Consider the following 22,092-nt stretch of genomic DNA (forward strand, 5'->3'; position numbering starts at 1 on the left):
CTTTCTTTCTTTTTCTTGTTCTCCTTTCTTCCTTTCTCTGTGTTTGTTCCCCTTCCCCCCCTCCTCCCTCCCCTCCCCCCCCTCCCCCCCCCCCCACGGCCGTTTCCCCGGGGGTACGGGGGTCAGAGGCCGCCGTGGAACGTCCGCGAGAGCACGTCGAGCTGCTGCTCCCGGGTCAGGCGGACGAAGTTGACGGCGTAGCCGGAGACCCGGATGGTCAGCTGCGGGTACTTCTCCGGGTGCTCCATCGCGTCCTCGAGGGTGTCGCGGTTGAGGACGTTGATGTTGACGTGGAACCCGGACGAGACCGTGTACCCGTCGAGCAGGCCGACCAGGTTCGCGACCTGCTCGTCCTTGGTGCGGCCGAGGCCGGAGGGCACGACCGTCGAGGTCAGCGAGATGCCGTCCATGGCCTCGGAGTACGGGAGCTTGGCGACCGAGAGCGCCGAGGCGAGCATCCCGTGGGAGTCGCGGCCGTTCATCGGGTTGGCCCCCGGTGCGAACGGCTCGCCCTGGCGGCGGCCGTCGGGGGTGTTGCCCGTGGCCTTGCCGTAGACGACGTTCGACGTGATGGTCAGGACCGACTGCGTGTGCAGCGAGCTCCGGTAGGTCTTCTGGGCGCGGATCTTGGCCATGAAGTCGCGCACGATCTCGACCGCGATGTCGTCGGCACGGTCGTCGTCGTTGCCGTAGGTCGGGAAGTCGCCCTCCGTGACGTAGTCGACGACCAGGCCGGTCTCGTCGCGCACCGGACGGGCGGTCGCGTGGCGGATCGCCGAGAGCGAGTCGGCCACGACCGACAGGCCCGCGATGCCGCACGCCATGGTCCGCAGGATCGACCGGTCGTGCAGCGCCATCTCGAGGCGCTCGTAGGCGTACTTGTCGTGCATGTAGTGCACGCAGTTGAGCGCGTCGACGTAGGTCTCGGCGAGCCAGTCGAGCAGCGTGTCGAAGCGCGCCCGGACGTCGTCGTAGTCGAGCACGTCGCCGTCGACCGGCGCGGTGACCGGCGCGACCTGCGTGCCGCTGACCTCGTCGCGCCCGCCGTTGATCGCGTACAGCAGCGACTTCGCGAGGTTCACGCGGGCGCCGAAGAACTGCATCTGCTTGCCGACCCGCATCGCGGAGACGCAGCACGCGATCGCGGAGTCGTCGCCCCACGAGCCGCGGATGAGCTCGTCGGACTCGTACTGGATCGCGGAGGTGTCGATCGAGACCTGCGCGCAGAACGCCTTGAACCCTGCCGGGAGGCGGCTGCTCCACAGCACCGTGAGGTTCGGCTCGGGGGCCGGGCCCAGGTTGTAGAGCGTCTGCAGGAACCGGAACGAGTTCTTCGTGACGAGCGGGCGACCGTCCTCGCCGATGCCGCCGATCGACTCGGTGACCCACGTCGGGTCGCCCGAGAACAGCGCGTCGTACTCGGGCGTGCGCAGGAACCGCACGATGCGGAGCTTGATGACGAGGTCGTCGATGAGCTCCTGCGCCTGCGACTCCGTGAGGCGCCCGGCCTCGAGGTCGCGCTGCAGGTACACGTCGAGGAACGTCGAGGTGCGGCCCAGCGACATCGCGGCGCCGTTCTGCTCCTTGACCGCGCCGAGGTAGGCGAAGTAGAGCCACTGCACGGCCTCGCGGGCGGTCGCGGCCGGGCGGGAGATGTCGTAGCCGTAGGAGGCGGCCATGGCCTTGAGCTCGGTGAGCGCGCGGATCTGCTCCGCGTTCTCCTCGCGGTCGCGGATGACGTCCTCGGACGAGCGCTCCATGTCGAGCTCGTGCCGCTCGATCCTCTTCGCGGCGATCAGGCCGTCGACCCCGTAGAGGGCGACGCGGCGGTAGTCCCCGATGATCCGGCCGCGGCCGTACGCGTCGGGCAGGCCCGTGATGATGTGGCTCGAGCGCGCGGCCCGGACGTTCGGGGGGTAGACGTCGAAGACGCCGGCGTTGTGCGTCTTGCGGTACTCGGTGAAGATCCGCTTGATGTCCTGCGGGATCTCGTAGCCGTACGTCGTCAGGGACGTCTCGACCATGCGCCAGCCGCCGTTGGGGATCATCGCGCGCTTGAGCGGGACGTCCGTCTGCAGACCGACGACGAGCTCGTTGTCCCGGTCGATGTAGCCGGCCGGGTGCGAGGTGATCGAGCCGGGCGTCGTGTTGTCGATGTCGTGGACGCCCCGCTCGCGCTCCGCGGGGAACATCGCGCTCAGGCGGGCCCAGATGCCGGTGGTGCGCGCGGTCGGACCGGCGAGGAACGACGCGTCGCCCGTGTACGGGGTGTAGTTGCGCTGGATGAAGTCGCGGACGTCGACGCCGTCCGCCCAGGGGCCGGTCACGAAGCCCTGCCAGGGGCCGGTCTCGTTCTCCGGCCCGTCGACGGTGGAGGGTCCTGGTACGGCGGTGGTGGTCATCTCGGCACTCCTTGGTGTGCGTCTCGTTACCTGCGACGCTACGCACGAAGTGATGGGACGACTCGGGACCTTCGGCCTCACCTGCGTGGGGGCCGGGTCACCGCCCGCACCGGCCGTCGTCGGGCGCTGCGGTGCCGCCCGGCCCGGTCCCGGACGTGCGACGGCCCCGACCGCGTCGTGGCAGGTCGGGGCCGTCGTCTCGTGACCGGAGGTCTCGTCCAGCAGCTTTGTCGTCGTCGCCCACCGCGCCCGCTTGTCCTCTTCACGCGCGGCCTGAACCGCCCCCGGCCTGTTTGGGGGCTGTCGATGACGTGCCACCTGGTCGGTGTCCGGACACCCCTCGCGAGGGGCGCGTGCTCCACCACCAGGACGGTCCGCGCGCCGGGAGTGCTGGTGCCCCGGCGCGGACCGCTGGTCTGCGGCGCTGCGGCTCTCGCCGCGCGCACCCCCTCCATCGGCGGGTGGGCGGGCGCCATGAGGAGAACGACGCGGGTGATCCTGCGGGACCGGCGGCGCGGTGCCGCGCGGACGAGTGCGGGTCGCCGGGTGGCGGGCTCCCGGGTCAGGCGTCCCGCGACGCGAGCACGCCGAGCACGTCCGCCACCAGGTCCTCGGGGCGCAGGCGCACCGCCTCGACGAGCTGGGCGATGCTCGCGTGCTCCAGGAACTGCGCCGGGATGCCCCGCGCGAGCACCGGGACGCGGATGCCGGCCTCCGTGACCCGCTGGGCGAGCATGGAGCCGACCCCGCCCTCGACCACGCCGTCCTCGACGCACAGCGTCACGTCGTGCTCGCCGACGATCTTCACGAGCGCGCTGGGCACGGGCAGGACCCAGCGCGGGTCCACGACGGTCACCTGCAGACCCGTCGCCGCGAGCTGCTCGCCGACCTGGACGGCCGTGGTGGCCATCGACCCGATGCCGACGACGAGCACGCGGGCGCCCGTCCCGGCGTGGCGCGCGAGCACGTCGACGCCCTCGACCGCGTCGACGGCCGGGATGTCGTCGCCGAGCGGCGTCTTGGGGTAGCGCACGACCGTCGGGGCGTCGTCGACGTCGACCGCGGTGCGCAGAGCCGAGCGCAGCGTCGCCTCGTCCCGCGGCGCGGCCAGGCGCAGGCCCGGCACGACGCGCAGCATCGCCATGTCCCACATGCCGTTGTGGCTCGCTCCGTCCTCGCCCGTGAGCCCGGCGCGGTCGAGCACGAACGTCACGCCCGCGCGGTGCAGCGCGACATCCATGAGCACCTGGTCGAAGGCACGGTTGAGGAACGTCGCGTACACCGCGACGACCGGGTGGAGCCCGGCGAACGCCATGCCGGCCGCCGACGTCGCCGCGTGCTGCTCGGCGATGCCGACGTCGAACGTCCGCTGCGGGAACTCCGCCTCGAAGGGTGCGAGCCCGACGGGTGCGAGCATCGCCGCGGTGATCGCGACGACGTCGGGACGCCGGCGCCCGATGCGGACCATCTCGTCCGCGAAGACCTTGGTCCAGCCGAACCGGGACGGCGCGACCGGCAGCCCGGTCTCGGGGTGGATGCGCCCGACGGCGTGGAAGCGGTCGGCGACGTCCTGCTCGGCCGGGCTGTACCCGCGGCCCTTCTCGGTGATCACGTGCACGATCACCGGGCCACCGAACGCCTTGGCCCGGGCCAGCGCGCGCTCGACCGCGGCGACGTCGTGCCCGTCGACCGGGCCGACGTACTTCAGCCCGAGGTCCTCGAACATGCCCTGCGGCGCGACGACGTCCTTGATGCCCTTCTTGAGGCCGTGCAGCGCGTCGTACGCGAACCGCCCGGGCGCGCCCGACCGGCGCAGCGTGCGCTTGCCCCACGACAGCACGGCCTCGTAGCCGTTCGTGACGCGCAGGGTGTCGAGGTGGTGCGCGAGGCCGCCGATCGTCGGCGCGTAGGAGCGGCCGTTGTCGTTGACCACGATCACGAGGCGGCGGTCGCGGCCGGCCGCGATGTTGTTCAGGGCCTCCCAGGCCATGCCGCCGGTCAGCGCGCCGTCGCCGATGACCGCGACGACGTGCCGGTCGGGACGCCCGCGCAGCTCGTGGGCCTTGGCGATGCCGTCGGCCCAGCTCAGCGCGGTCGAGGCGTGCGAGTTCTCGACGACGTCGTGCGGCGACTCGGCGCGGCTCGGGTAGCCGGACATCCCGCCGCGCGTGCGCAGGTCCGAGAAGTCGTGGCGGCCCGTGAGCAGCTTGTGCACGTACGCCTGGTGGCCCGTGTCGAAGACCACGGAGTCGCGCGGGGAGTCGAAGACGCGGTGCAGCGCGATCGACAGCTCGACGACGCCCAGGTTGGGCCCGAGGTGCCCGCCCGTGCGGGAGACCGACGCGACGAGGAAGTCGCGGATCTCGGCGGCGAGCGCGACGAGCTCGTCCTCGCTCAGCCGGCGCAGGTCCGACGGCGAGCTGATCCGGTCCAGCAGGCCCACAGGCACTCCCCTCGTGCGGCGTGAGGCCGCTCCGTGCGGACGCCGTGGTCGACTGTCCAGTGTACGGCGGCGGCCGCCGGTGCACGGGGCCGAGCGCCTGCCTCCTCAGGACGCCCACAGGGTCGCCACAGTCCGAGGGCCGCGGACGATCCCGCCGCCGGTGCCCACCGGGTGCGGGCGCCGCCCCCGTACCCTGGACGCATGCGCTTCCTGCCCGGCCACGCCGTGACGTCCGACCTCACCTACGGCGACGTGTTCCTCGTCCCCTCGGCCTCCGACGTGACCTCGCGCTTCGACGTCGACCTGTCCTCGAGCGACGGGACCGGCACGACGGTCCCGGTGGTCGTGGCCAACATGACCGCGGTCGCGGGCCGGCGCATGGCCGAGACCGTCGCGCGCCGCGGCGGGCTCACCGTGATCCCGCAGGACCAGCCGACCGACGTCGTCGCCGACATCGTCGCCTCGGTCAAGTCGCGGCACCCGGTCGTCGAGTCCGCGGTCGTCGTCGCGCCGCACGACACCGTGCACTCGGCGCTCACGCTCATCGGCAAGCGCGCCCACGGCGCCGCGGTGGTCGTCGCCGACGGCCGCCCCGTCGGGGTCGTGACGGCCGCCGACTGCTCGGGGGTCGACCAGTTCACCCAGGTCGCGGAGGTCATGTCGGGCGACCCGACGGTCGTCTCCCTCGAGGTGCTCACCGAGGCCGGCGCCCGCGGACTCGAGGCGGCGTTCGACACGCTGCACACCTCCCGTCGCCGCTTCTCCCCCGTGGTCGACGGCGACCGGCTCGTCGGCGTGCTGACCCGCACCGGCGCGCTGCGCTCCTCGATCTACGCCCCGGCGCTCGACGCCGAGGGCCGGCTCCGCGTCGCGGCCGCGGTCGGCATCAACGGCGACGTCAAGGCCAAGACCGCCGAGCTCCTCGAGGCCGGCATCGACGTGCTCGTGGTCGACACCGCGCACGGCCACCAGCGCAAGATGCTCGAGGCCCTCGAGGCCGTGCGCGCGCTCGACCCGCAGGTCCCTGTCGTCGCGGGCAACGTCGTGACCGCCGCGGGGGTGCGCGACCTCGTCGCCGCAGGCGCCGACATCGTCAAGGTCGGCGTCGGCCCCGGCGCGATGTGCACGACGCGCATGATGACCGCCGTCGGGCGCCCGCAGTTCTCCGCGGTGCTCGAGTGCGCCGCGGAGGCCCGCCGGCTCGGCAAGCACGTGTGGGCCGACGGCGGGGTCCGGCACCCGCGCGACGTCGCGCTCGCGCTCGCGGCCGGCGCCTCCCAGGTCATGGTCGGCTCGTGGTTCGCGGGCACGCACGAGTCGCCCGGGGACCTGCACGACGACGGGACGGGCCGGCTGTACAAGGAGAGCTTCGGGATGGCCTCCGCGCGCGCCGTCGCCGCCCGCACCCGCGACGGCTCGCCGTTCGAGCGGGCCCGGAAGGCGCTCTTCGAGGAGGGCATCTCGCACTCGCGGATGTACCTCGACCCGCAGCGCCCGGGCGTCGAGGACCTGCTCGACCACATCACGTCGGGCGTGCGCTCCGCGTGCACGTACGTCGGGGCGCGCACGCTCGCCGAGCTCGCCGACCGGGCGGTCGTGGGCGTGCAGTCCGCGGCCGGCTACGACGAGGGACGGCCGCTGCCCGAGAGCTGGTGAGCGCGACCCGTGCGCCCCGTTCCGGCGGAACGCCCGGGTCCGCCCGGGCACCCGGTTCCGCCCCGGCGCCCGGTTCCGCCCCGGCGCCCGGTTCCGCTCAGGTGCGCCGGTACGTCGTCGTCAGCGTCTGGTCCTTCGCCGGTCCCGCGACGTCCCAGCGCACGTGCCACTCCTCGGGGGACACGACCGTGAACGTTCCGGCGTAGGCGTCGGCCACGCACGGGTGCAGGGCCGACCAGCGCCCGGTGCGCAGGTCGAGGTCGTGGAACGCGCGCCCGTCGGCGAAAGTGACCCGCGCCGAGCCGTCGGACCGCGCGACCACGTGCAGCGTGCGCCCCGCCGGGCCGGTGACCCCGCCCCACGCGAGCTCCCCGCGCTCGGCGTGCTCGACCAGCGCGCGGCCCGGCGCGTCACCTGGCAGCCCCTCGGACGCGCCCGCTCGTGGGCCACCGGACGCGTCGGCCCCGGTCAGCTCCTGGAACACGGCGGTCCCCCGGAACGTCCCGACCACCTCGGCCCGGCGGTCCACGAGCTCGCGCTCGACGTCCCAGGTCCCCAGCAGGTAGGCGACGGTGTCGTGCAGCATCGGGCCATCGTGCCGCACGCGGCTAGGGTCGACCGATGAGCACCTCCCGCGCGGACGAGTCCGCCGGCGCCCCGGCCGCCGTCCGGGACCAGCTCGCGGCGCTGTGCGCACGCACCGAGCCGTGGCCCCGCGTCCCGTGGCACCGCACGCTCGACCCCGCGACGGCGCGGCACTCGGCGGTCCTCGTGCTGTTCGGGGTGCTCGACGGCGTACCCGCGCACACCGGCGCCTCACCGGTCCCGCGTGACGTCGACGTCCTGCTCACCCGCCGGTCGGACACCGTGGGGCACCACCCGGGGCAGGTCTCGTTCCCCGGCGGCGGGATCGACCCCGACGACGACGGCCCGGTCGGCGCGGCCCTGCGCGAGGCCCAGGAGGAGACCGGCCTCGACCCGGGCGGCGTGGAGGTGCTCGGCTCGCTCCCCGCGCTCCCGGTCGCGGTGAGCAACAACCTCGTGACCCCCGTGCTCGCGTGGTGGGCCCGCCCGTCGGCGGTCGCGGCGACCGACCCCGCCGAGACCGTGCACGTGTTCCGCGCCCCCGTCGCGGACCTCCTCGACCCCGCGCAGCGCCGAACGTCGACCCTCACCCGCGGCGGGACCACCTACCGCGGGCCTGCGTTCCTCGTCGACGACCACGTCGTCTGGGGCTTCACCGCGCACGTGCTCGACGGCGTGTTCGAGGCCCTCGGGTGGACGCGGCCGTGGGACGCCGCGCGGACCGTCGCGATCCGCGCCTGAGCCCCGCCGTGGCCGACCGTCCCGCCGCCGACGTCGACGTCTCGGTCGACCTCGTCCGTGCCCTGCTCGCCGACCAGCACCCCGACCTCGCGGACCTCGACCTCCGCCCGGCCGCGAGCGGCTGGGACAACGTGGTGCTGCGCCTCGGCGACGCGCTCGCGGTCCGCGTCCCTCGTCGGCCCGAGGCGGTCGCGCTCGCGCTGCACGAGCAGCGCTGGCTCCCGGCGCTGGCCCGCCGGCTCGCCGTGCCCGTGCCCGCCCCGGTGCGGGTCGGCGTCCCGTCTGCCCGGCTCGCCCGGCCGTGGAGCGTCGTGCCCTGGTTCACGGGAGCCGTGGCCTCCGGCGTGCCGCGGGAGCAGCGGGGACGGTTCGCCCCCGACCTGGCGCGCTTCCTCACGGAGCTGCACGAGCCCGCGCCCGCGGACGCACCGGCGAACCCGGTGCGCGGCGTGCCGCTGCGGGCACGCGACGCCGCCGTGCGGGCGCGGCTCGCGTCGGGGCTCGTGCCGCGCGCGGACGAGGCCCTCCGGCTCTGGGCCGCGGGCGTCGACGTGGCGCCGTGGCAGGCGGCGCCCACGTGGCTGCACGGGGACCTGCACCCGGCCAACCTGCTGGTCGCCGCGTCCGGCGGCCTCGCCGCCGTGCTCGACTTCGGCGACCTCACGTCCGGCGACCCGGCGACCGACCTGGCGACGGCGTGGCTCACGTTCGGTCCCGAGGCGCGCGCCGTCCTGCGTGGACAGCTCTCCGCGACCGGCCGCTACGACGACGCGACGTGGCTGCGCGCGCGGGGCTGGGCGCTGTGCGTGGCGACGGCGCTCGTCGTGGGTTCCGACGACGACCCGCACCTGCACGCGCTGGGGTCGGCCGCCCTGCACGAGGTGCTCGACGACACGGGTGTCTGAGCCCCGCCCTACGGTGCACGGGTGAGCACCGACGCCCCGACCGGCTCGCGGGACCCCCACCCGTCCCCGCCCGCGCGCCGGTGGGGCCTGCTCGGCGTGCCCACGAGCGCCGCGGCCCACGGCCCCGGGCTCGAGAAGGCTCCGGGCGCCCTCCGGACTGCCGGGCTCGCCGAGGCGCTCACGGGCGCGGGGCTGTCCGTGAGCGACCACGGCGACCGTCCCGTCGCCCGCTGGCGCAGCGCGCGCTCCCCCGGGCAGCCGAACGACGTCGAGCGGGCCGCCGCGGTGCTCCGGGACGCCGTCCCGGCGATCGGTGCCGTGCTGGCCCGCGGCGAGCTGCCGCTCGTGGTCGGCGGGGACTGCACCCTGGCCCTCGCGCTCGTGGACGCCGCGGTCCGCGCGTTCGGCGACGTCGGGCTCGTGTACGTCGACGGTGGCCAGGACCTCATGGTCCCCACGGAGCACCCGGACGAGCCGATCCTCGACGGCATGGGCGTCGCGCACCTGCTCGACCTGCCGGGCACGGTCGAGGAGCTCGCCGGCCTGGGCGTGCGGCGTCCCCTGCTCGAGCCGGAGCACGTGTGCTTCTACGGCTTCTCGGACGAGGAGGAGGACACCCACGGACGGGTGCCGAGCCTGCGCCTGCCCGCGGAGGAGGTCACGGCCGACCCGCGCGGCACGGCGCAGCGGGCGACCGCGTCCGTGCTGCGCGGGCGGGAGCGCTTCGTGGTGCACGTCGACGTCGACGTGCTCGACTTCTTCCTGCTCCCGGCGGCGGACGTCCCGACGTGGGGACGCGGGCTCTCGCCCGGCACGCTGACCGACGCGCTCGCGGCGCTGGTGGCGGCACCCGGGTTCGCCGGGATGACGTTCGTCGAGCACAACCCCGACCGCGGCGCCGAGGACGGCTCGACCTCCCGGGCTCTGGTCGACCTGCTCAGGACGGCGCTGGCTCCGCGCTGACGTCCTGCGTCCCGTCCTGCCAGCAGCGGCCGAGGAGCACCGTGAGGACCTCCTCGTCGACGTCCGCGACCCGCTTGAGGTAGAGGCAGCCCTTGCCGGTGCTGTGCGGTCCCAGCCGGTCGAGCAGGTCGGCGTAGTCGTCGAACCCGTTCCACAGGTAGAGCGTGAGCGCCGTCGTGCGTGCGGCGGCCGCGAGCACCGGCATGTCGCCCTCGCGCCCGGTCGCGTACCGGTAGTGCCGGCTCCCGAAGCCGACGATCGAGCTGCCCCACATCACGGGCGGCTCCCCCGAGACCTGGTGCATGAGCCCGAGGACGGTGCGCAGGTCCGCGCGCCGGCGCTCGTCCTGGACGCCGGCGACGAACGCCTCGACGTCCTCGTCGGTGGCCACGGTCTTGTTGGTCTTGTCGGCGCTCGCCATGCCCACGAGTGTGCCGCGCCGTGCCGTCCCCGGCCAGGTCCCGCGCCGCGCGGCGATGCGGGCGGTGGTGACACGAGCGCGGCGCGTGTTTCCGTTATTGCATGTGCAGCGGTCTTCGCCTCCCCGACGCAGGCGCGTCGAGCACCGACGCCGGGCGCGCCGGCGGGCGCTGCCGCCCGTGCGCGTCACCCACCGCACGACCCGCCCCTGCGCGGCAGCGGGCGCGACGACGCCGAGGGCGCCCGCACACGTGGTGCGGGCGCCCTCGGCGCGTCGTGCCCCTGGCGGGGCGGTCCGTCAGGCCGTGGATCAGGCCGTGACCAGCGAGCGGAGCACGTACTGGAGGATGCCGCCGTTGCGGTAGTAGTCCGCCTCGCCCGGCGTGTCGATGCGCACGACCGCGTCGAACTCGACGACCGAGCCGTCCGCCCGCGTCGCCCGGACCGCGACCGTGCGCGGCGTCGAGCCCTCGTTGAGCGCCGTGACGCCCGCGATGTCGAACGTCTCGGTGCCGTCGAGCCCGAGCGAGTCCGCCGACTCCCCCTCCGGGAACTGCAGCGGCAGCACACCCATCCCGATGAGGTTCGAGCGGTGGATCCGCTCGAAGCTCTCCGTGATGACGGCGCGGACGCCCAGCAGCGCCGTGCCCTTGGCCGCCCAGTCGCGCGACGAGCCGGAGCCGTACTCCTTGCCGCCGAGGATCACGAGCGGGACGCCCGCCGCCGCGTACGCCTGCGCCGCGTCGTAGATCGTCGTCTGCTCGCCGTCGAGGTGGTTGACCGTGAAGCCGCCCTCGACGCCCGGCACCAGCTGGTTGCGCAGCCGGATGTTGGCGAACGTGCCGCGGATCATGACCTCGTGGTTCCCTCGGCGCGAGCCGTAGGAGTTGAAGTCGCGGCGCTCGACGCCGTGCTCGGCGAGGTACGTCCCCGCCGGGCTGTCGGCCTTGATGGACCCGGCCGGGCTGATGTGGTCGGTCGTGACCGAGTCACCGAGCTTCGCCAGGACCCGCGCACCCGCGATGTCCTGGACCGGCGCCGGCTCGGGCGTCATGCCCTCGAAGTACGGGGGCTTGCGCACGTAGGTCGACCCGGCGTCCCACGCGAACGTCGCGCCCTGCGGCGTCGGCAGCGCCTGCCAGCGCTCGTCGCCCGCGAAGACGTCGGCGTAGTCCTTGGTGAACATGCCGCGGTCGATCGCCGAGTCGATCGTCGACTGGACCTCGGCCGGCGACGGCCAGATGTCGGCGAGCATGACCGGCTCGCCGGCGTCAGTGTGGCCGAGCGGCTCGTTCTCGAAGTCGAAGTCCATCGTCCCGGCGAGCGCGTACGCGACGACGAGCGGCGGCGACGCGAGGTAGTTCATCTTCACGTCGGGGTTGATGCGACCCTCGAAGTTGCGGTTGCCCGAGAGCACCGAGACGACCGACAGGTCGTGCTCGTTGACGACCGCCGAGACCTCCTCGGGCAGCGGGCCCGAGTTGCCGATGCACGTCGCGCAGCCGTAGCCGACGAGGTGGAAGCCGAGCTTCTCGAGGTACGGCCACAGGCCGGCCTTCTCGTAGTAGTCGGTGACGACCTTGGAGCCCGGTGCCATCGAGGTCTTGACCCACGGCTTCGCGGTGAGGCCCTTGTCGACGGCCTTCTTCGCGAGCAGCGCCGCGGCGAGCATGACCGACGGGTTCGAGGTGTTGGTGCACGACGTGATCGACGCGATGACCACGTGGCCGTGGTCCAGCTCCGTCTCGGTGCCGTCGGTGAGGGTCACCGCCACACGCTTGTGCGGGCGCGTCGCCGCGTCGCCGTGACCGGCCTCTGCGGGGCCGTCCGAGGCGTCGGCGTGCTCGCCGGCCGCGATCGGGTCGGACGCGGGGAACGTCTCCTCGACGGACTCGTCGAGGCCGGTGCCGCGCGGGTGCTCGCTCGCGTCCACGTAGTCGAGGATCGACGACGCGAACGCCTCCTTCGCGCCGCTCAGCTCGATGCGGTCCTGCGGGCGCTTCGGGCCGGCGATCGAGGGGACGACCGTGCTCAGGTCGAGCTCGAGGTACTCCGAGAAGACGGGCTCGACGTAGCCGGCCGCCGACGGGTCGTGCCAGAGGCCCTGCTCCTTCGCGTACGCCTCGACGAGGTCGAGCTGCGCCTGCGAGCGGCCCGTGAGCCGCAGGTAGTCCATGGTCACGCCGTCGATCGGGAAGATCGCCGCGGTCGAGCCGAACTCGGGGCTCATGTTGCCGATGGTCGCGCGGTTCGCGAGCGGGACAGCCGCGACGCCCTCGCCGTAGAACTCGACGAACTTGCCGACCACGCCGTGCCGGCGCAGCTGCTGGGTGATCGTGAGGACGACGTCGGTGGCCGTGACGCCGGCCGGGATCTGGCCGGACAGCCGGAAGCCGACGACGCGCGGGATGAGCATCGACACCGGCTGGCCGAGCATGGCCGCCTCGGCCTCGATGCCGCCGACGCCCCAGCCCAGCACGCCGAGGCCGTTGACCATCGTGGTGTGCGAGTCGGTCCCGACGCACGTGTCCGGGTACGCGCGCAGCACGCCGCCGACCTCGCGCGTCATGACCGTGCGCGCGAGGTACTCGATGTTGACCTGGTGCACGATGCCGGTGCCGGGCGGGACGACCTTGAAGTCGTCGAACGCCGTCTGGCCCCAGCGCAGGAACTGGTAGCGCTCGAAGTTGCGCTCGTACTCGAGCGCGACGTTGCGCTCGAACGCGTCGGCGCGGCCCGCGACGTCGATCTGCACGGAGTGGTCGATCACGAGCTCGGCGGGCGCGAGCGGGTTGATGCGCTGCGGGTCCCCTCCGAGCTCGGCGACGGCCTCGCGCATCGTGGCGAGGTCGACGACGCACGGGACGCCGGTGAAGTCCTGCATGATCACGCGCGCGGGCGTGAACTGGATCTCGGTGTCGGGCTCCGCGGCGGGGTCCCACCCGGCGAGCGCGCGCACGTGGTCGGCGGTGATGTTCGCGCCGTCCTCGGTGCGCAGCAGGTTCTCGGCGAGGACCTTGAGGCTGTACGGGAGCTTCTCGAGACCCGGCACCGCGGAGAGGCGGTAGATCTCGTAGGTGGCGTCCCCGACCTCGAGACCCCCCTTCGACCCGAAGCTGTCGACACTGCTCACTGTGGCTCCTTCGCTCGCACGTGTGCCCGGCGGTGACGGTGCCGGACGGCGGATCGGGGCGCTCACCCGTCAGGTGCTCGGGGAGCCGCCGTGCATCTCGACGCAATATCTCGATGTCGAGATACATCTTAGCGTGTCCGCCCCGATCCGTCGTCGCACCTGCGGTCCGGCGCGTGGTCGGCGCGTGGTCGGTGTGCCGCCGGATCCGTCAGCTCGTGCCCTGACGCTCCGCCCGCAGCGCGTCCGCGGCCTTGCGCTCGAACTCGACGGCGCGCTCGTGCGCGCGCGGGTCGTAGTCGGGCGTGCCCTGCTTGTCGAGCTCGGCCCTGGCGATCCGGCTCGCCGCGGCCAGCCTCGTCGCCGCCTCGCTCTCGTGCCCGGTGGTCATCGCCGGCTCCCTCCTGGCGGGCCCCGGTGGCCCGGCCCGGTCCCACGCTATGCCGGGCGGTCGGCAGGCGCGAGGGACCCGACCGGCGCGCCGGGACGGGCACCGCGGCGCCGGCCGGGCCTCAGCGGCGCGTCAGGACCGCGACCGCCTCGACGTGGTGCGTCATGGGGAACAGGTCGAGGCCGCGCACGTCCGCGAGCTCGTAGCCGCCCGCCGCGAGGTAGGCGACGTCCCGGGCGAGCGCCGCGGGGTCGCATGCGACGTAGACCACGCGCTCGGGTCGCAGCGCCGCGATCGACGCCGTGACGGTGCGCCCGGCCCCCGCGCGCGGGGGGTCGAGCACGACGACGTCGGCGTGCACCACGTCGGAGTGCGGGTCGTCGCTGCCGGCGAGCGCACGCGCGACGTCGGCGTGGTGGAGCTCGACGTTCGTGCGGTCGTGCACGCCCCGCCGGGCGTCGCGCACCGCACGCGCGTCGCCCTCGACCGCCACGACCTCGCCCGTGGGCCCGACGGCGTCGGCGAGAGGGAGCGTGAACAGGCCCGCGCCGGAGTACAGGTCGAGCACCGTGGCGCCGTCGACGTCGCCCACCGCGTCGAGCACCGCGCCCGTGAGCAGCCCGGGGGCCTCGCGGTGCACCTGCCAGAAGCCCTCGGCGGCGACCCGGTACGCGTAGTCGCGGCCGCCCGCGTGCACGTGCTCCCGCACGGTCGAGCGGGCGTTCGGCCGCGGGTCGACCCGCCCCTTGCGCAGGTCGAACGGCTGGCCGTCGACGAGCACCACCGGGGTGTCCCCCGACGCCGGGGCGACGACGTCGATCACCTGGCCGGGCCGCCACCGGCGCGCGAAGAGCCCGAGCTCCTCGATCGCGGGCGAGGCGAGCGGCATCCGGTCGAGCGCGCGCACGTCGTGCGAGCGGTGCGCGCGCATGCCGGCGCGGCCCTGCGCGTCCGCGACGAGCTCGATGCGGGTGCGCCACCCGAGCCCGCCGCGCTCGTCGTCCCCGGGTGCCGCCTCGACGACGACGTCACGCTCGACCCTGGCGAGACGGCGGAGCTGCTCGGCGAGGACAGTGGCCTTCCAGGCCCGCTGCGCGGGCAGCGCGACGTGCGCGAGCTCGCCGCCGCCGACCCCGTCGGGCCCGGCCTCGGGCCACGCGGAGGGCACCCGGTCGGCGGACGCGTCGAGGATCTCGACGGCGTCGGCGCGCCAGAACGTCGCGCCCTCCCCCGCGTCGGTCAGGCGCGCGAGCACCCGCTCACCGGGCAGCGTGTGCCGCACGAACACGACGCGACCGCCGCGGCCGTCGGGGTCGGCGTCGAGGCGTGCGACGCAGTGCCCGCCGTGCGCGACGGGGCCGATCCGGAGCTCGAGGAGGTCAGAGGTCACGCGGAACCGTACCCCGGACCCTGTCCTCGAGACCGGTCTGCCCCTCGGAGGACGCGAGCTGCCACGGCACCGACGCGACCACGACGCCGGGCGTGAAGAGCAGGCGACCCTTGAGGCGCAGCGCGCTCTGGTTGTGGAGCAGCTGCTCCCACCAGTGCCCGACGACGTACTCGGGGATGTACACCACGACGATGTCGCGCGGGCTCTCCCGGCGGACCGAGCGCACGTACGTGAGGATCGGGCGGGTGATCTCGCGGAACGGCGAGTCGAGCACCTTGAGCGGCACCGGGAGGTCGAGCGCCTCCCACTCGGCCTTGAGCCGCGCGACGTCGTCGGCGTCGACCCCGACCGTGACCGCTTCGAGCACCTGGGGGCGCGACGCGCGGGCGTAGGCGATCGCGCGCATCGTCGGGCGGTGCAGGTGCGAGACGAGCACGAGCGCGTGCACCCGGCTCGGCAGCGCGCGTGCCGCCTCCGCGTCCGGCCCGAGCGCGAGCTCGGCGCGCACCGAGTCGTAGTGCGTGCGGATCGCGCGCATGAGGACGAAGACCCCGGCCATCGCGAGGATCGCGATCCACGCACCGAGCATGAACTTCGTGATCAGGACGACGACGAGGACGACCGCGGTCATGCCGAAGCCGATCGTGTTGATGACCCGGGAGCGGGTCATCTGCGCGCGGCGGCGGGGGTCCGGCTCGGTGCGCAGCTCCCGTGTCCAGTGCCGGACCATCCCGAGCTGGCTCAGCGTGAATGAGACGAAGACGCCGACGATGTACAGCTGGATGAGCCGGGTGACCTCGGCGTCGAACGCGATGATGAGGCCGATCGCCGCGGCCGCGAGCGTGAGGATCCCGTTCGAGAAGGCGAGCCGGTCGCCGCGCGTGTGCAGCTGGCGCGGGAGGTAGCCGTCCTTGGCGAGGATCGAGCCGAGCAGCGGGAAGCCGTTGAACGCCGTGTTCGCCGCGAGCACGAGGATGAGGCCTGTCACGACGGCGACCGACACGAACGCGACCGGGAAGCCGGCGAACACCGTCTCCGCGAGCTGGCCGATCACGGGGTGCTGGACGTAGTCCTCACCGACCGGGACCCCGTCGCGCAGCAGCTGCTGCGTCGGTTCCTCGACGTAGTGGATCCCCGTGACCCGTGCGAGCACGAGGATCGAGGTGATGAACGTCGCCGAGATCAGCCCGAGGAACGCGAGCGTCGTCGCGGCGTTGCGGGACTTGGGCTTCTTGAACGCCGGGACGCCGTTGCTGATCGCCTCGACCCCGGTCAGCGCGGCCGAGCCCGACGCGAACGCGCGCAGCACGAGGAACGCCCCGGCGAGCCCGACGAGGCCCTGGTCGAACGCCGAGGACGGCACGATCTCGAGCTCGGAGCTCTCGGCCATCGGCAGGTCGCCCGCCAGGTAGCGCACGAACCCGATGACGACGGTCGCGCCGATCGCGAACATGTACAGGTACACGGGGATCGCGAACGCCTTGCCCGACTCGCGCACGCCGCGCAGGTTCGCGAGCGTGAGCAGCACGACGAGTGCGACCGCGAACGAGGTCTCGTGCCCGCGCAGCGACGGGATCGCGGACGCGGCGTACTGCGCCCCCGAGGAGATCGACACCGCGACCGTGAGCACGTAGTCGACGAGGAGCGCGCTCGCGACCGTCACGCCCGCCTTCGGGCCCAGGTTGACCGTCGCGACCTCGTAGTCGCCGCCCCCCGAGGGGTAGGCGTGCACGTTCTGCCGGTACGAGGCGATCACGGTCATCATGACGACGACGACCGCGAGGCCGACCCACGGTGAGATCACGGTCGCCGTGAGCCCCGCGAGGGCGAGCGTGAGCAGCACCTCGTCCGGGGCGTAGGCGACCGACGAGAGGGCGTCCGAGGCGAAGATCGGCAACGCGATCCGCTTCGGCAGGAGCGTGTGGCCGAGGCGGTCGCTGCGGACGGGACGTCCGAGGAGCAAGCGCTTGGCGGCATCCGCGATGTCCGACACGAGTGACCATGCTATGCCCGCGTCGACCGGCCGCCGCCCGCGCGCCACCTGCGGTGCGGCACCGGGCGTGGCGGCGGTCGAGGGCGCGCCGGACCCGCTGCCGCGGTGCGGCGGCGCCCACCCGCGAGGTATAGCGTGACCGGCTGTGCACTTCGTCATCATGGGCTGCGGCCGGGTCGGCGCGACCCTCGCCCAGTCCCTCGAGAGCCACGGCCACTCGGTCGCCGTCATCGACCAGAACCCCGACTCGTTCCGGCGCCTCGACGCCGACTTCTCCGGGAGCAAGGTCACCGGTCTCGGCTTCGACCGCGACACGCTCACCCAGGCCGGGATCGACGACGCCTACGGCTTCGCCGCGGTGTCCGACGGCGACAACTCCAACATCCTCGCCGCGCGCGTCGTGCGCGAGACGTACGGCGTGGGCAACGTGGTCGCCCGGATCTACGACCCGCACCGCGCCGAGATCTACCAGCGCCTCGGCATCCCCACGGTCGCGACCGTGCGGTGGACCGCCGACCAGGTGCTGCGCCGCCTGCTGCCCATGGGCGCGACGGACGAGCACCGGGACGCGTCGGGGCAGATCGTGCTCGCGCAGGTGGACGTCCACCCGGGCTGGGTCGGGCACCCCCTGAGCCACCTCGAGGAGGCGAGCCGCGCGCGGATCGCCTACGTCACGCGCTACGGCGACGGCCTGCTGCCGACCGTCGCGACCGTGCTGCAGGAGAACGACACGCTGCACGTCCTGATGCGCGCCGACGAGAGCTCGTTCGTCGAACGCACGCTCACCCGAGCCCCGGAGGTCTCCCCGTGAGGGTCGTCATCGCCGGAGCCGGCTCGGTCGGCCGGTCCATCGCCCGCGAGCTCCTCGGCCACGGGCACGAGGTCACGCTCATCGACCGCCAGCCCTCCGCGATGCGCGTCTCGCAGGTCGCGGACGCGGACTGGCTGCTCGCCGACGCGTGCGAGCTGCCGACCCTGACGCAGGCCAAGGTCGACGAGTGCGACGTCGTCGTGGCCGCCACGGGCGACGACAAGGCGAACCTCGTCATCGCGCTGCTGGCCAAGACCGAGTACGGGGTCCCGCGCACGGTCGCGCGCGTGAACAACCCGAAGAACGAGTGGATGTTCGACGAGGCTTGGGGCGTCGACGTCGCCGTCTCGACCCCGCGCATCATGACCGCGATGGTCGAGGAGGCCGTCGCGGTCGGCGACCTCGTGCGGATCTTCACGTTCCACCAGTCGAAGGCGGACATCCTCGAGCTCACGCTCCCCGAGGGCTCGCCCCTCGCCGGGCTGCGCGTCGGTCAGGTCGCGTGGCCCGAGGACACGGTGCTCGCGTGCATCGTGCGCGGGACCCGCCCGATCGCCCCCAGCGTCGACGACACGCTCGAGGAGCGCGACGAGCTGCTGTTCGTCACCGGTCGAGAGGCGGACGAGAAGGCTCTCGAGGAGATCCTGACCCACGGACCAGGAGCCAGGTGACGTAGAGGACGGCCGCGAACAGCGGCACGCCCATGACGAGCTTCGCGGTGCCGAGCCACCCGACGGCGTCCTCGCCCTGCAGGTAGAGCGGCACCTGCACGGCGAGGCGGGCGCCGAACACGCCGACCCACAGCAGCGTCGCCCCGACGTACCTCCGGCGCAGGGCCTGCGCGGCGGGGCGGGAGTCGAGCCGCCACGACATGTCCTCGCCGCGGACGAACGAGACGATGACCCCGACCGCGGGCCAGCGCACGAGCACCGAGACGAGCGCACCGGCACACCAGGCGACGTTGACCCACAACCCGTACGCGAAGAAGTCCTGTGCCTCGCCGGTGCGCCACGCCCACAGCACCCCGATGCCGATCCCGAGGATCCCCGAGAAGGCCTGCGTGACCGGGGTGCGCTGCACGAGCCGGACCAGCACCGCGACCGCGGCGACCGCGACCGCCGCGACCAGTGCCGGGCGCAGCTCGCGGACCGCGACGTACACGACGACGAAGACGAGCCCGGGCAGTGCCGACTCGACCACGCCGCGCCAGCCGCCGATCGCCTCCGCGATCGAGAAGTCCTCCCCGGCGAGCTGGTAGACGCCGCGCGCGGGCCTCGCAGCGGCGGTGCCACCCTCGGGCGCGCCGCCGGGGTCCGTCGTGCTGCGAGGCTGCGTCGCCTCGCCCGGTTCCGTCGCGTCGCCGCGGCTGGTCGTGCCCCCGGGCTCGCCGGCGTCGCCGGCGATCGCCCCGGTGAGCGGACGGGTTCGCTCGACGTCACTCACCGGGACGCGGCCGCAGCTCGTAGCGGGGGTTGAACACCGTGCGGCGACCGTCGATCGCGCACACGAGCCCCTCGACCTGCAGGCGTCGACCCGGCTCGATCCCGGCGATCTCCCGACGGCCGAGCCAGACGAGGTCGATCGTGCCGCTGCCGTCGTACAGCTCGGCCTCGAGCGCGGGGACGCCCTCGCGGGGGCGCAGGGTCACCGAGCGCAGGACGCCGGAGACCTTGGCGCGGTGCCGGTCCGGCAGCTGCTCGACCGGCACGCAGCCGGCGACCGAGTGCGCGTCGGCGCGCTCCTCGTCGGCCTCGATCTCCGCCTGCGACGCGACCGCGCGCCGCAGCGCCTCGCGCAGCGTCATCGGATCTCCGTGATCTCGGGGCCGCGGGTCATCGGGTCGAACGTCGGCGCGGCGGGCTCGTCCGCCGCGGGCTGCGCCGGGCCGCCGTCCTGCGCCGGCAGCCGCAGCGTGAGCAGGTCGCGCGGCGCCCGCGCCTCGGTGCCGCGCACGACGACGATGTCGGCGAAGACGCTCTCGAGCTCGACCGCCGCCTCGGGGTCGACCGCGGCCTTGCCGGTCACGACCCCCCGCAGGAACCAGCGGGGCCCGTCGGCGCCGATGAAGCGCGCGGGCCGGTGCCCGGTGCGCCCCTCGGGCGTGCGGACGGGCAGGCGCGCCAGGAGCTCGCGGCCGAACGGGCCGGGCAGGTCGTCCGCGGAGCCGCCCTGCTTCGTGACGGACTCCGCGATCTCCTCGCGGATCTCGTCCCAGATGCCCTCGGTCCGCGGCGCGGCGAACGCCTGCAGCTGGAGCGTCGAGCCGCCGAGGCTCACGGCGGCGGCGGAGACCGCGCCGGAGGCCTTGTCGATCTCCATGCGCAGCTCCATGCCGGGCCGGCCGGGCACGAGGATCGCCCCGAGGTCCAGGCGTCCGCCCGTGCCGTCGACGTCGTCCACGTCCCACGGGCCGCGCCCGCGCGCCTCGTCGTCGTCGGGCGTCTGCGCGTCGACCTCGGGCGTGGCACCCGTCGCCGTCTCGTCAGCCGCGTTCTCTCGCGCGCCGCGCCGGAAAAGACCCACTTCGATCGACCCCTTCTCACCTGTCACCCGCCGTGGGGCACCCCCACGACAGTAATCCGCGTGCGCCGCACGACCTAGCGGGGAGCCGGGTCGCGCGCGTTCAGGACCGGGGCGCCTGCGCGTCCGCCCAGCCACCGCTCGAACCGAAGCCGCCCTCGCCGCGGTGCGAGCCCGGCAGACGTTCCGCCTCGACGAACCGAGCGCGCTCGACCCGCTGGATCACGAGCTGCGCGACGCGGTCGCCGCGCGCGAGCACCACGGGCACCTCGACGTCGGTGTTGAGCAGCGTCACCGCGATCTCGCCGCGGTAGCCGGCGTCGACCGTGCCGGGCGCGTTGACGATCGTCAGCCCGTGGCGCGAGGCGAGCCCGGAGCGCGGGTGCACGAACGCCGCGTAGCCGTCGGGCAGCGCGATCGCGACGCCGGTCGGGACCGTGACCCGGCCCTGCGGAGGGATCACCACGTCCACGCGCGTCACGAGGTCGGCACCCGCGTCCCCGGGGTGCGCGTACGCGGGCACCGGGACCGCGTCGTCGAGCCGCAGCAGGAGGACCTCGAGCGTCGTGTCGGCCGTCACGGGGAGCGACCCTACCCCGCCGCTGCGCGCGCGCGGGTCTGGGATGCTGGACGCATGCCCCCGCACGCCGCCGAGCCCCCGCACGCCGCACCCGCCGGCCCGCCGGGGGGACGTGCGCCCGGTGGCGCCGCGCACGACGAGCGGCTCTGGCCCGGTCCGCTCGGGTGGTTCCTCGCGGTCGCCGCCGCGGGCCTGCTGACCGTCGCGCTGCTCCCGGTGCACCCGGGTCTCGCGGCGGGCGTCGGCACGGTCGCGCTCGTCGGGTCGCTGACCTTCGCGGCGCTCACCTCCCCGCGCGTGCGGGTGCAGGACGGCGAGCTGACGGCGGGCCGGGCCCGGATCCCCGTCGACCTGCTCGGGGACGCGCGCGCGCTCGACCGCGACGAGACCCGCGCCGCGCTCGGGCCCGGGCTGGACGCGCGGGCCTACGTGTGCCTGCGCGCCTGGGCGGGCACGGCCGTGAGGGTCGAGGTGCTCGACCCGCAGGACCCGACGCCGTACTGGCTCGTGTCGACCCGTCGACCCGCGGACCTGGCCGACGCGCTCGGCGGGACGCGTCGCACCCTGGGCGGCTGACCCCCGCACGGTCCGTCTCCCCAGCGACGCACGCACGGCCCGCGTCGCTCGCGGCCCGTGTCCCGTCGTCCGTCCGCCGGACGGACGACGGGCGCCCGTCGCGTCGGGACCTCCCACCACGGACGAGGCCGACGACCCGGGGTGTCCCCCCGGTCGCCGGCCTCGTGGTGGTCGTCGGTGCCGTGCTCAGGCAGCGCACTCCGAGCAGACGGGGCGGCCGTCCTTCTCGTAGGCGAGCTGGCTGCGGTGGTGGACGAGGTAACAGCTCGTGCACGTGAACTCGTCCGCCTGACGCGGGAGGACACGCACCGACAGCTCCTCGCCCGACAGGTCGGCGCCGGGGAGCTCGAAGCCTTCGGCGGCCTCGGTCTCGTCCTCGTCGACCACGCCCGAGTTCTTGTCGGAGCGCCGAGCCTGGAGCTCCTGCAGCGAGTCCTCGCTGAGGTCCTCCTCGGTCTTGCGCGGGGCGTCGTAGTCGGTTGCCATCAGCGGGGTCACACTCCGGTCGTCTCGGCGGATCGTCGTATGCGGGATCAATGCTTCGGCACCGTCGATTGTTCCCGCGGCGCTGGGATTGTGCACTATT

Annotated in this window: 20 protein-coding genes; 7 read left to right on the forward strand and 13 right to left on the reverse strand. The window is 74.1% G+C overall.

Annotated features, from left to right (window positions below):
• Positions 1-122: 122 nt before the first annotated feature.
• Positions 123-2,402 (reverse strand): formate C-acetyltransferase, encoded by a 2,280-nt coding sequence (gene pflB / locus ACWFNE_RS16290; RefSeq protein ID WP_452123472.1) that lies wholly within the window; start codon positions 2,400-2,402, stop codon positions 123-125.
• A gap of 562 nt (positions 2,403-2,964) precedes the next feature.
• Positions 2,965-4,845 carry a 1-deoxy-D-xylulose-5-phosphate synthase gene (gene dxs / locus ACWFNE_RS16295; RefSeq protein WP_452123473.1) on the reverse strand — a complete coding sequence of 627 codons (1,881 nt, stop codon included), beginning with the start codon at positions 4,843-4,845 and terminating at the stop codon, positions 2,965-2,967.
• A 201-nt stretch (positions 4,846-5,046) separates the two neighbouring features.
• On the opposite strand from dxs, the gene ACWFNE_RS16300 reads away from it, so the two are divergent.
• Complete coding sequence (locus tag ACWFNE_RS16300; RefSeq protein WP_452123474.1) at positions 5,047-6,501, forward strand: GuaB1 family IMP dehydrogenase-related protein; 1,455 nt, start codon at positions 5,047-5,049, stop codon at positions 6,499-6,501.
• A 97-nt stretch (positions 6,502-6,598) separates the two neighbouring features.
• Here ACWFNE_RS16300 and ACWFNE_RS16305 read toward each other — a convergent pair whose 3' ends face one another.
• A complete protein-coding gene (locus ACWFNE_RS16305; protein ID WP_452123475.1) occupies positions 6,599-7,087 on the reverse strand; it encodes a DUF6314 family protein in 489 nt (162 codons plus the stop codon).
• Between the two features lie 35 nt (positions 7,088-7,122).
• Between ACWFNE_RS16305 and ACWFNE_RS16310 the strand changes: the two genes are divergently transcribed.
• Genes ACWFNE_RS16310 through ACWFNE_RS16320 form a run of 3 tightly spaced genes read left to right on the forward strand, consistent with a single transcriptional unit; the run spans position 7,123 to position 9,695 of the window.
• Positions 7,123-7,827 carry an NUDIX hydrolase gene (locus ACWFNE_RS16310; RefSeq protein ID WP_452123476.1) on the forward strand — a complete coding sequence of 235 codons (705 nt, stop codon included), beginning with the start codon at positions 7,123-7,125 and terminating at the stop codon, positions 7,825-7,827.
• A gap of 8 nt (positions 7,828-7,835) precedes the next feature.
• Positions 7,836-8,732 (forward strand): aminoglycoside phosphotransferase family protein, encoded by an 897-nt coding sequence (locus ACWFNE_RS16315; RefSeq protein WP_452123477.1) that lies wholly within the window; start codon positions 7,836-7,838, stop codon positions 8,730-8,732.
• A 21-nt stretch (positions 8,733-8,753) separates the two neighbouring features.
• Entirely contained in the window at positions 8,754-9,695 is a 942-nt protein-coding gene (locus tag ACWFNE_RS16320; protein WP_452123478.1) for an arginase family protein, read from the forward strand.
• Here ACWFNE_RS16320 and ACWFNE_RS16325 read toward each other — a convergent pair.
• From ACWFNE_RS16325 to ACWFNE_RS16345, 5 genes are all read right to left on the reverse strand, one after another.
• Positions 9,670-10,116: a DUF1801 domain-containing protein gene (locus ACWFNE_RS16325; protein ID WP_452123479.1), complete on the reverse strand. Its 447-nt coding sequence runs from the start codon at positions 10,114-10,116 to the stop codon at positions 9,670-9,672. The two genes, ACWFNE_RS16320 and ACWFNE_RS16325, sit on opposite strands and share 26 nt — an antisense overlap.
• A gap of 309 nt (positions 10,117-10,425) precedes the next feature.
• Entirely contained in the window at positions 10,426-13,248 is a 2,823-nt protein-coding gene (locus ACWFNE_RS16330) for an aconitate hydratase (protein WP_452123480.1), read from the reverse strand.
• Between the two features lie 208 nt (positions 13,249-13,456).
• Positions 13,457-13,636: a translation initiation factor 2 gene (locus tag ACWFNE_RS16335; protein ID WP_452123481.1), complete on the reverse strand. Its 180-nt coding sequence runs from the start codon at positions 13,634-13,636 to the stop codon at positions 13,457-13,459.
• Between the two features lie 121 nt (positions 13,637-13,757).
• Positions 13,758-15,026 carry a class I SAM-dependent RNA methyltransferase gene (locus ACWFNE_RS16340; protein WP_452123482.1) on the reverse strand — a complete coding sequence of 423 codons (1,269 nt, stop codon included), beginning with the start codon at positions 15,024-15,026 and terminating at the stop codon, positions 13,758-13,760.
• On the reverse strand, positions 15,016-17,019 hold the full coding sequence (locus ACWFNE_RS16345; RefSeq protein WP_452123483.1) for an APC family permease: 2,004 nt from the start codon (positions 17,017-17,019) through the stop codon (positions 15,016-15,018). Before ACWFNE_RS16345 ends, ACWFNE_RS16340 begins: the two co-directional genes overlap by 11 nt.
• 160 nt (positions 17,020-17,179) lie before the next feature.
• On the opposite strand from ACWFNE_RS16345, the gene ACWFNE_RS16350 reads away from it, so the two are divergent.
• Complete coding sequence (locus ACWFNE_RS16350; RefSeq protein ID WP_452123635.1) at positions 17,180-17,830, forward strand: potassium channel family protein; 651 nt, start codon at positions 17,180-17,182, stop codon at positions 17,828-17,830.
• Entirely contained in the window at positions 17,827-18,501 is a 675-nt protein-coding gene (locus ACWFNE_RS16355) for a potassium channel family protein (RefSeq protein ID WP_452123484.1), read from the forward strand. Before ACWFNE_RS16350 ends, ACWFNE_RS16355 begins: the two co-directional genes overlap by 4 nt.
• Here ACWFNE_RS16355 and ACWFNE_RS16360 read toward each other — a convergent pair.
• The 4 genes from ACWFNE_RS16360 to dut all read right to left on the reverse strand — a co-directional run bounded on the left by ACWFNE_RS16360 (position 18,434) and on the right by dut (position 20,930).
• On the reverse strand, positions 18,434-19,273 hold the full coding sequence (locus ACWFNE_RS16360) for a DUF3159 domain-containing protein (RefSeq protein ID WP_452123485.1): 840 nt from the start codon (positions 19,271-19,273) through the stop codon (positions 18,434-18,436). The two genes, ACWFNE_RS16355 and ACWFNE_RS16360, sit on opposite strands and share 68 nt — an antisense overlap.
• The gene (locus ACWFNE_RS16365; protein ID WP_452123486.1) at positions 19,266-19,634 is read right to left on the reverse strand and encodes an OB-fold nucleic acid binding domain-containing protein; all 369 of its coding nucleotides are present in this window, start codon (positions 19,632-19,634) and stop codon (positions 19,266-19,268) included. The genes ACWFNE_RS16360 and ACWFNE_RS16365 overlap by 8 nt, the downstream gene beginning before the upstream one ends.
• Complete coding sequence (locus ACWFNE_RS16370; protein ID WP_452123636.1) at positions 19,631-20,353, reverse strand: DUF3710 domain-containing protein; 723 nt, start codon at positions 20,351-20,353, stop codon at positions 19,631-19,633. Before ACWFNE_RS16370 ends, ACWFNE_RS16365 begins: the two co-directional genes overlap by 4 nt.
• Before the next feature lie 100 nt (positions 20,354-20,453).
• Entirely contained in the window at positions 20,454-20,930 is a 477-nt protein-coding gene (dut, locus tag ACWFNE_RS16375) for a dUTP diphosphatase (RefSeq protein WP_452123487.1), read from the reverse strand.
• Positions 20,931-20,984: 54 nt separating this feature from the next.
• Here dut and ACWFNE_RS16380 point away from each other — a divergent pair, with 54 nt between their 5' ends.
• A complete protein-coding gene (locus ACWFNE_RS16380; protein ID WP_452123488.1) occupies positions 20,985-21,506 on the forward strand; it encodes a DUF3093 domain-containing protein in 522 nt (173 codons plus the stop codon).
• A gap of 186 nt (positions 21,507-21,692) precedes the next feature.
• On the opposite strand, the gene ACWFNE_RS16385 is transcribed toward ACWFNE_RS16380, so the two are convergent.
• A complete protein-coding gene (locus ACWFNE_RS16385) occupies positions 21,693-21,992 on the reverse strand; it encodes a DUF4193 domain-containing protein (protein WP_034627831.1) in 300 nt (99 codons plus the stop codon).
• Positions 21,993-22,092: the final 100 nt, after the last annotated feature.

It is taken from the genome of Cellulomonas sp. NPDC055163 (genome assembly GCF_053607065.1).

Bases quoted from the DNA above. Each gene is read 5' to 3' on its own strand.
- pflB (WP_452123472.1), bottom strand. From the start codon at position 2,402: ATGACCACCACCGCCGTACCAGGACCCTCCACCGTCGACGGGCCGGAG.
- ACWFNE_RS16300 (WP_452123474.1), top strand. From the start codon at position 5,047: ATGCGCTTCCTGCCCGGCCACGCCGTGACGTCCGACCTCACCTACGGC.
- ACWFNE_RS16305 (WP_452123475.1), bottom strand. From the start codon at position 7,087: ATGCTGCACGACACCGTCGCCTACCTGCTGGGGACCTGGGACGTCGAG.
- ACWFNE_RS16310 (WP_452123476.1), top strand. From the start codon at position 7,123: ATGAGCACCTCCCGCGCGGACGAGTCCGCCGGCGCCCCGGCCGCCGTC.
- ACWFNE_RS16325 (WP_452123479.1), bottom strand. From the start codon at position 10,116: ATGGCGAGCGCCGACAAGACCAACAAGACCGTGGCCACCGACGAGGAC.
- ACWFNE_RS16335 (WP_452123481.1), bottom strand. From the start codon at position 13,636: ATGACCACCGGGCACGAGAGCGAGGCGGCGACGAGGCTGGCCGCGGCG.
- ACWFNE_RS16350 (WP_452123635.1), top strand. From the start codon at position 17,180: ATGGGCTGCGGCCGGGTCGGCGCGACCCTCGCCCAGTCCCTCGAGAGC.
- ACWFNE_RS16365 (WP_452123486.1), bottom strand. From the start codon at position 19,634: ATGACGCTGCGCGAGGCGCTGCGGCGCGCGGTCGCGTCGCAGGCGGAG.
- ACWFNE_RS16380 (WP_452123488.1), top strand. From the start codon at position 20,985: ATGCCCCCGCACGCCGCCGAGCCCCCGCACGCCGCACCCGCCGGCCCG.
- ACWFNE_RS16385 (WP_034627831.1), bottom strand. From the start codon at position 21,992: ATGGCAACCGACTACGACGCCCCGCGCAAGACCGAGGAGGACCTCAGC.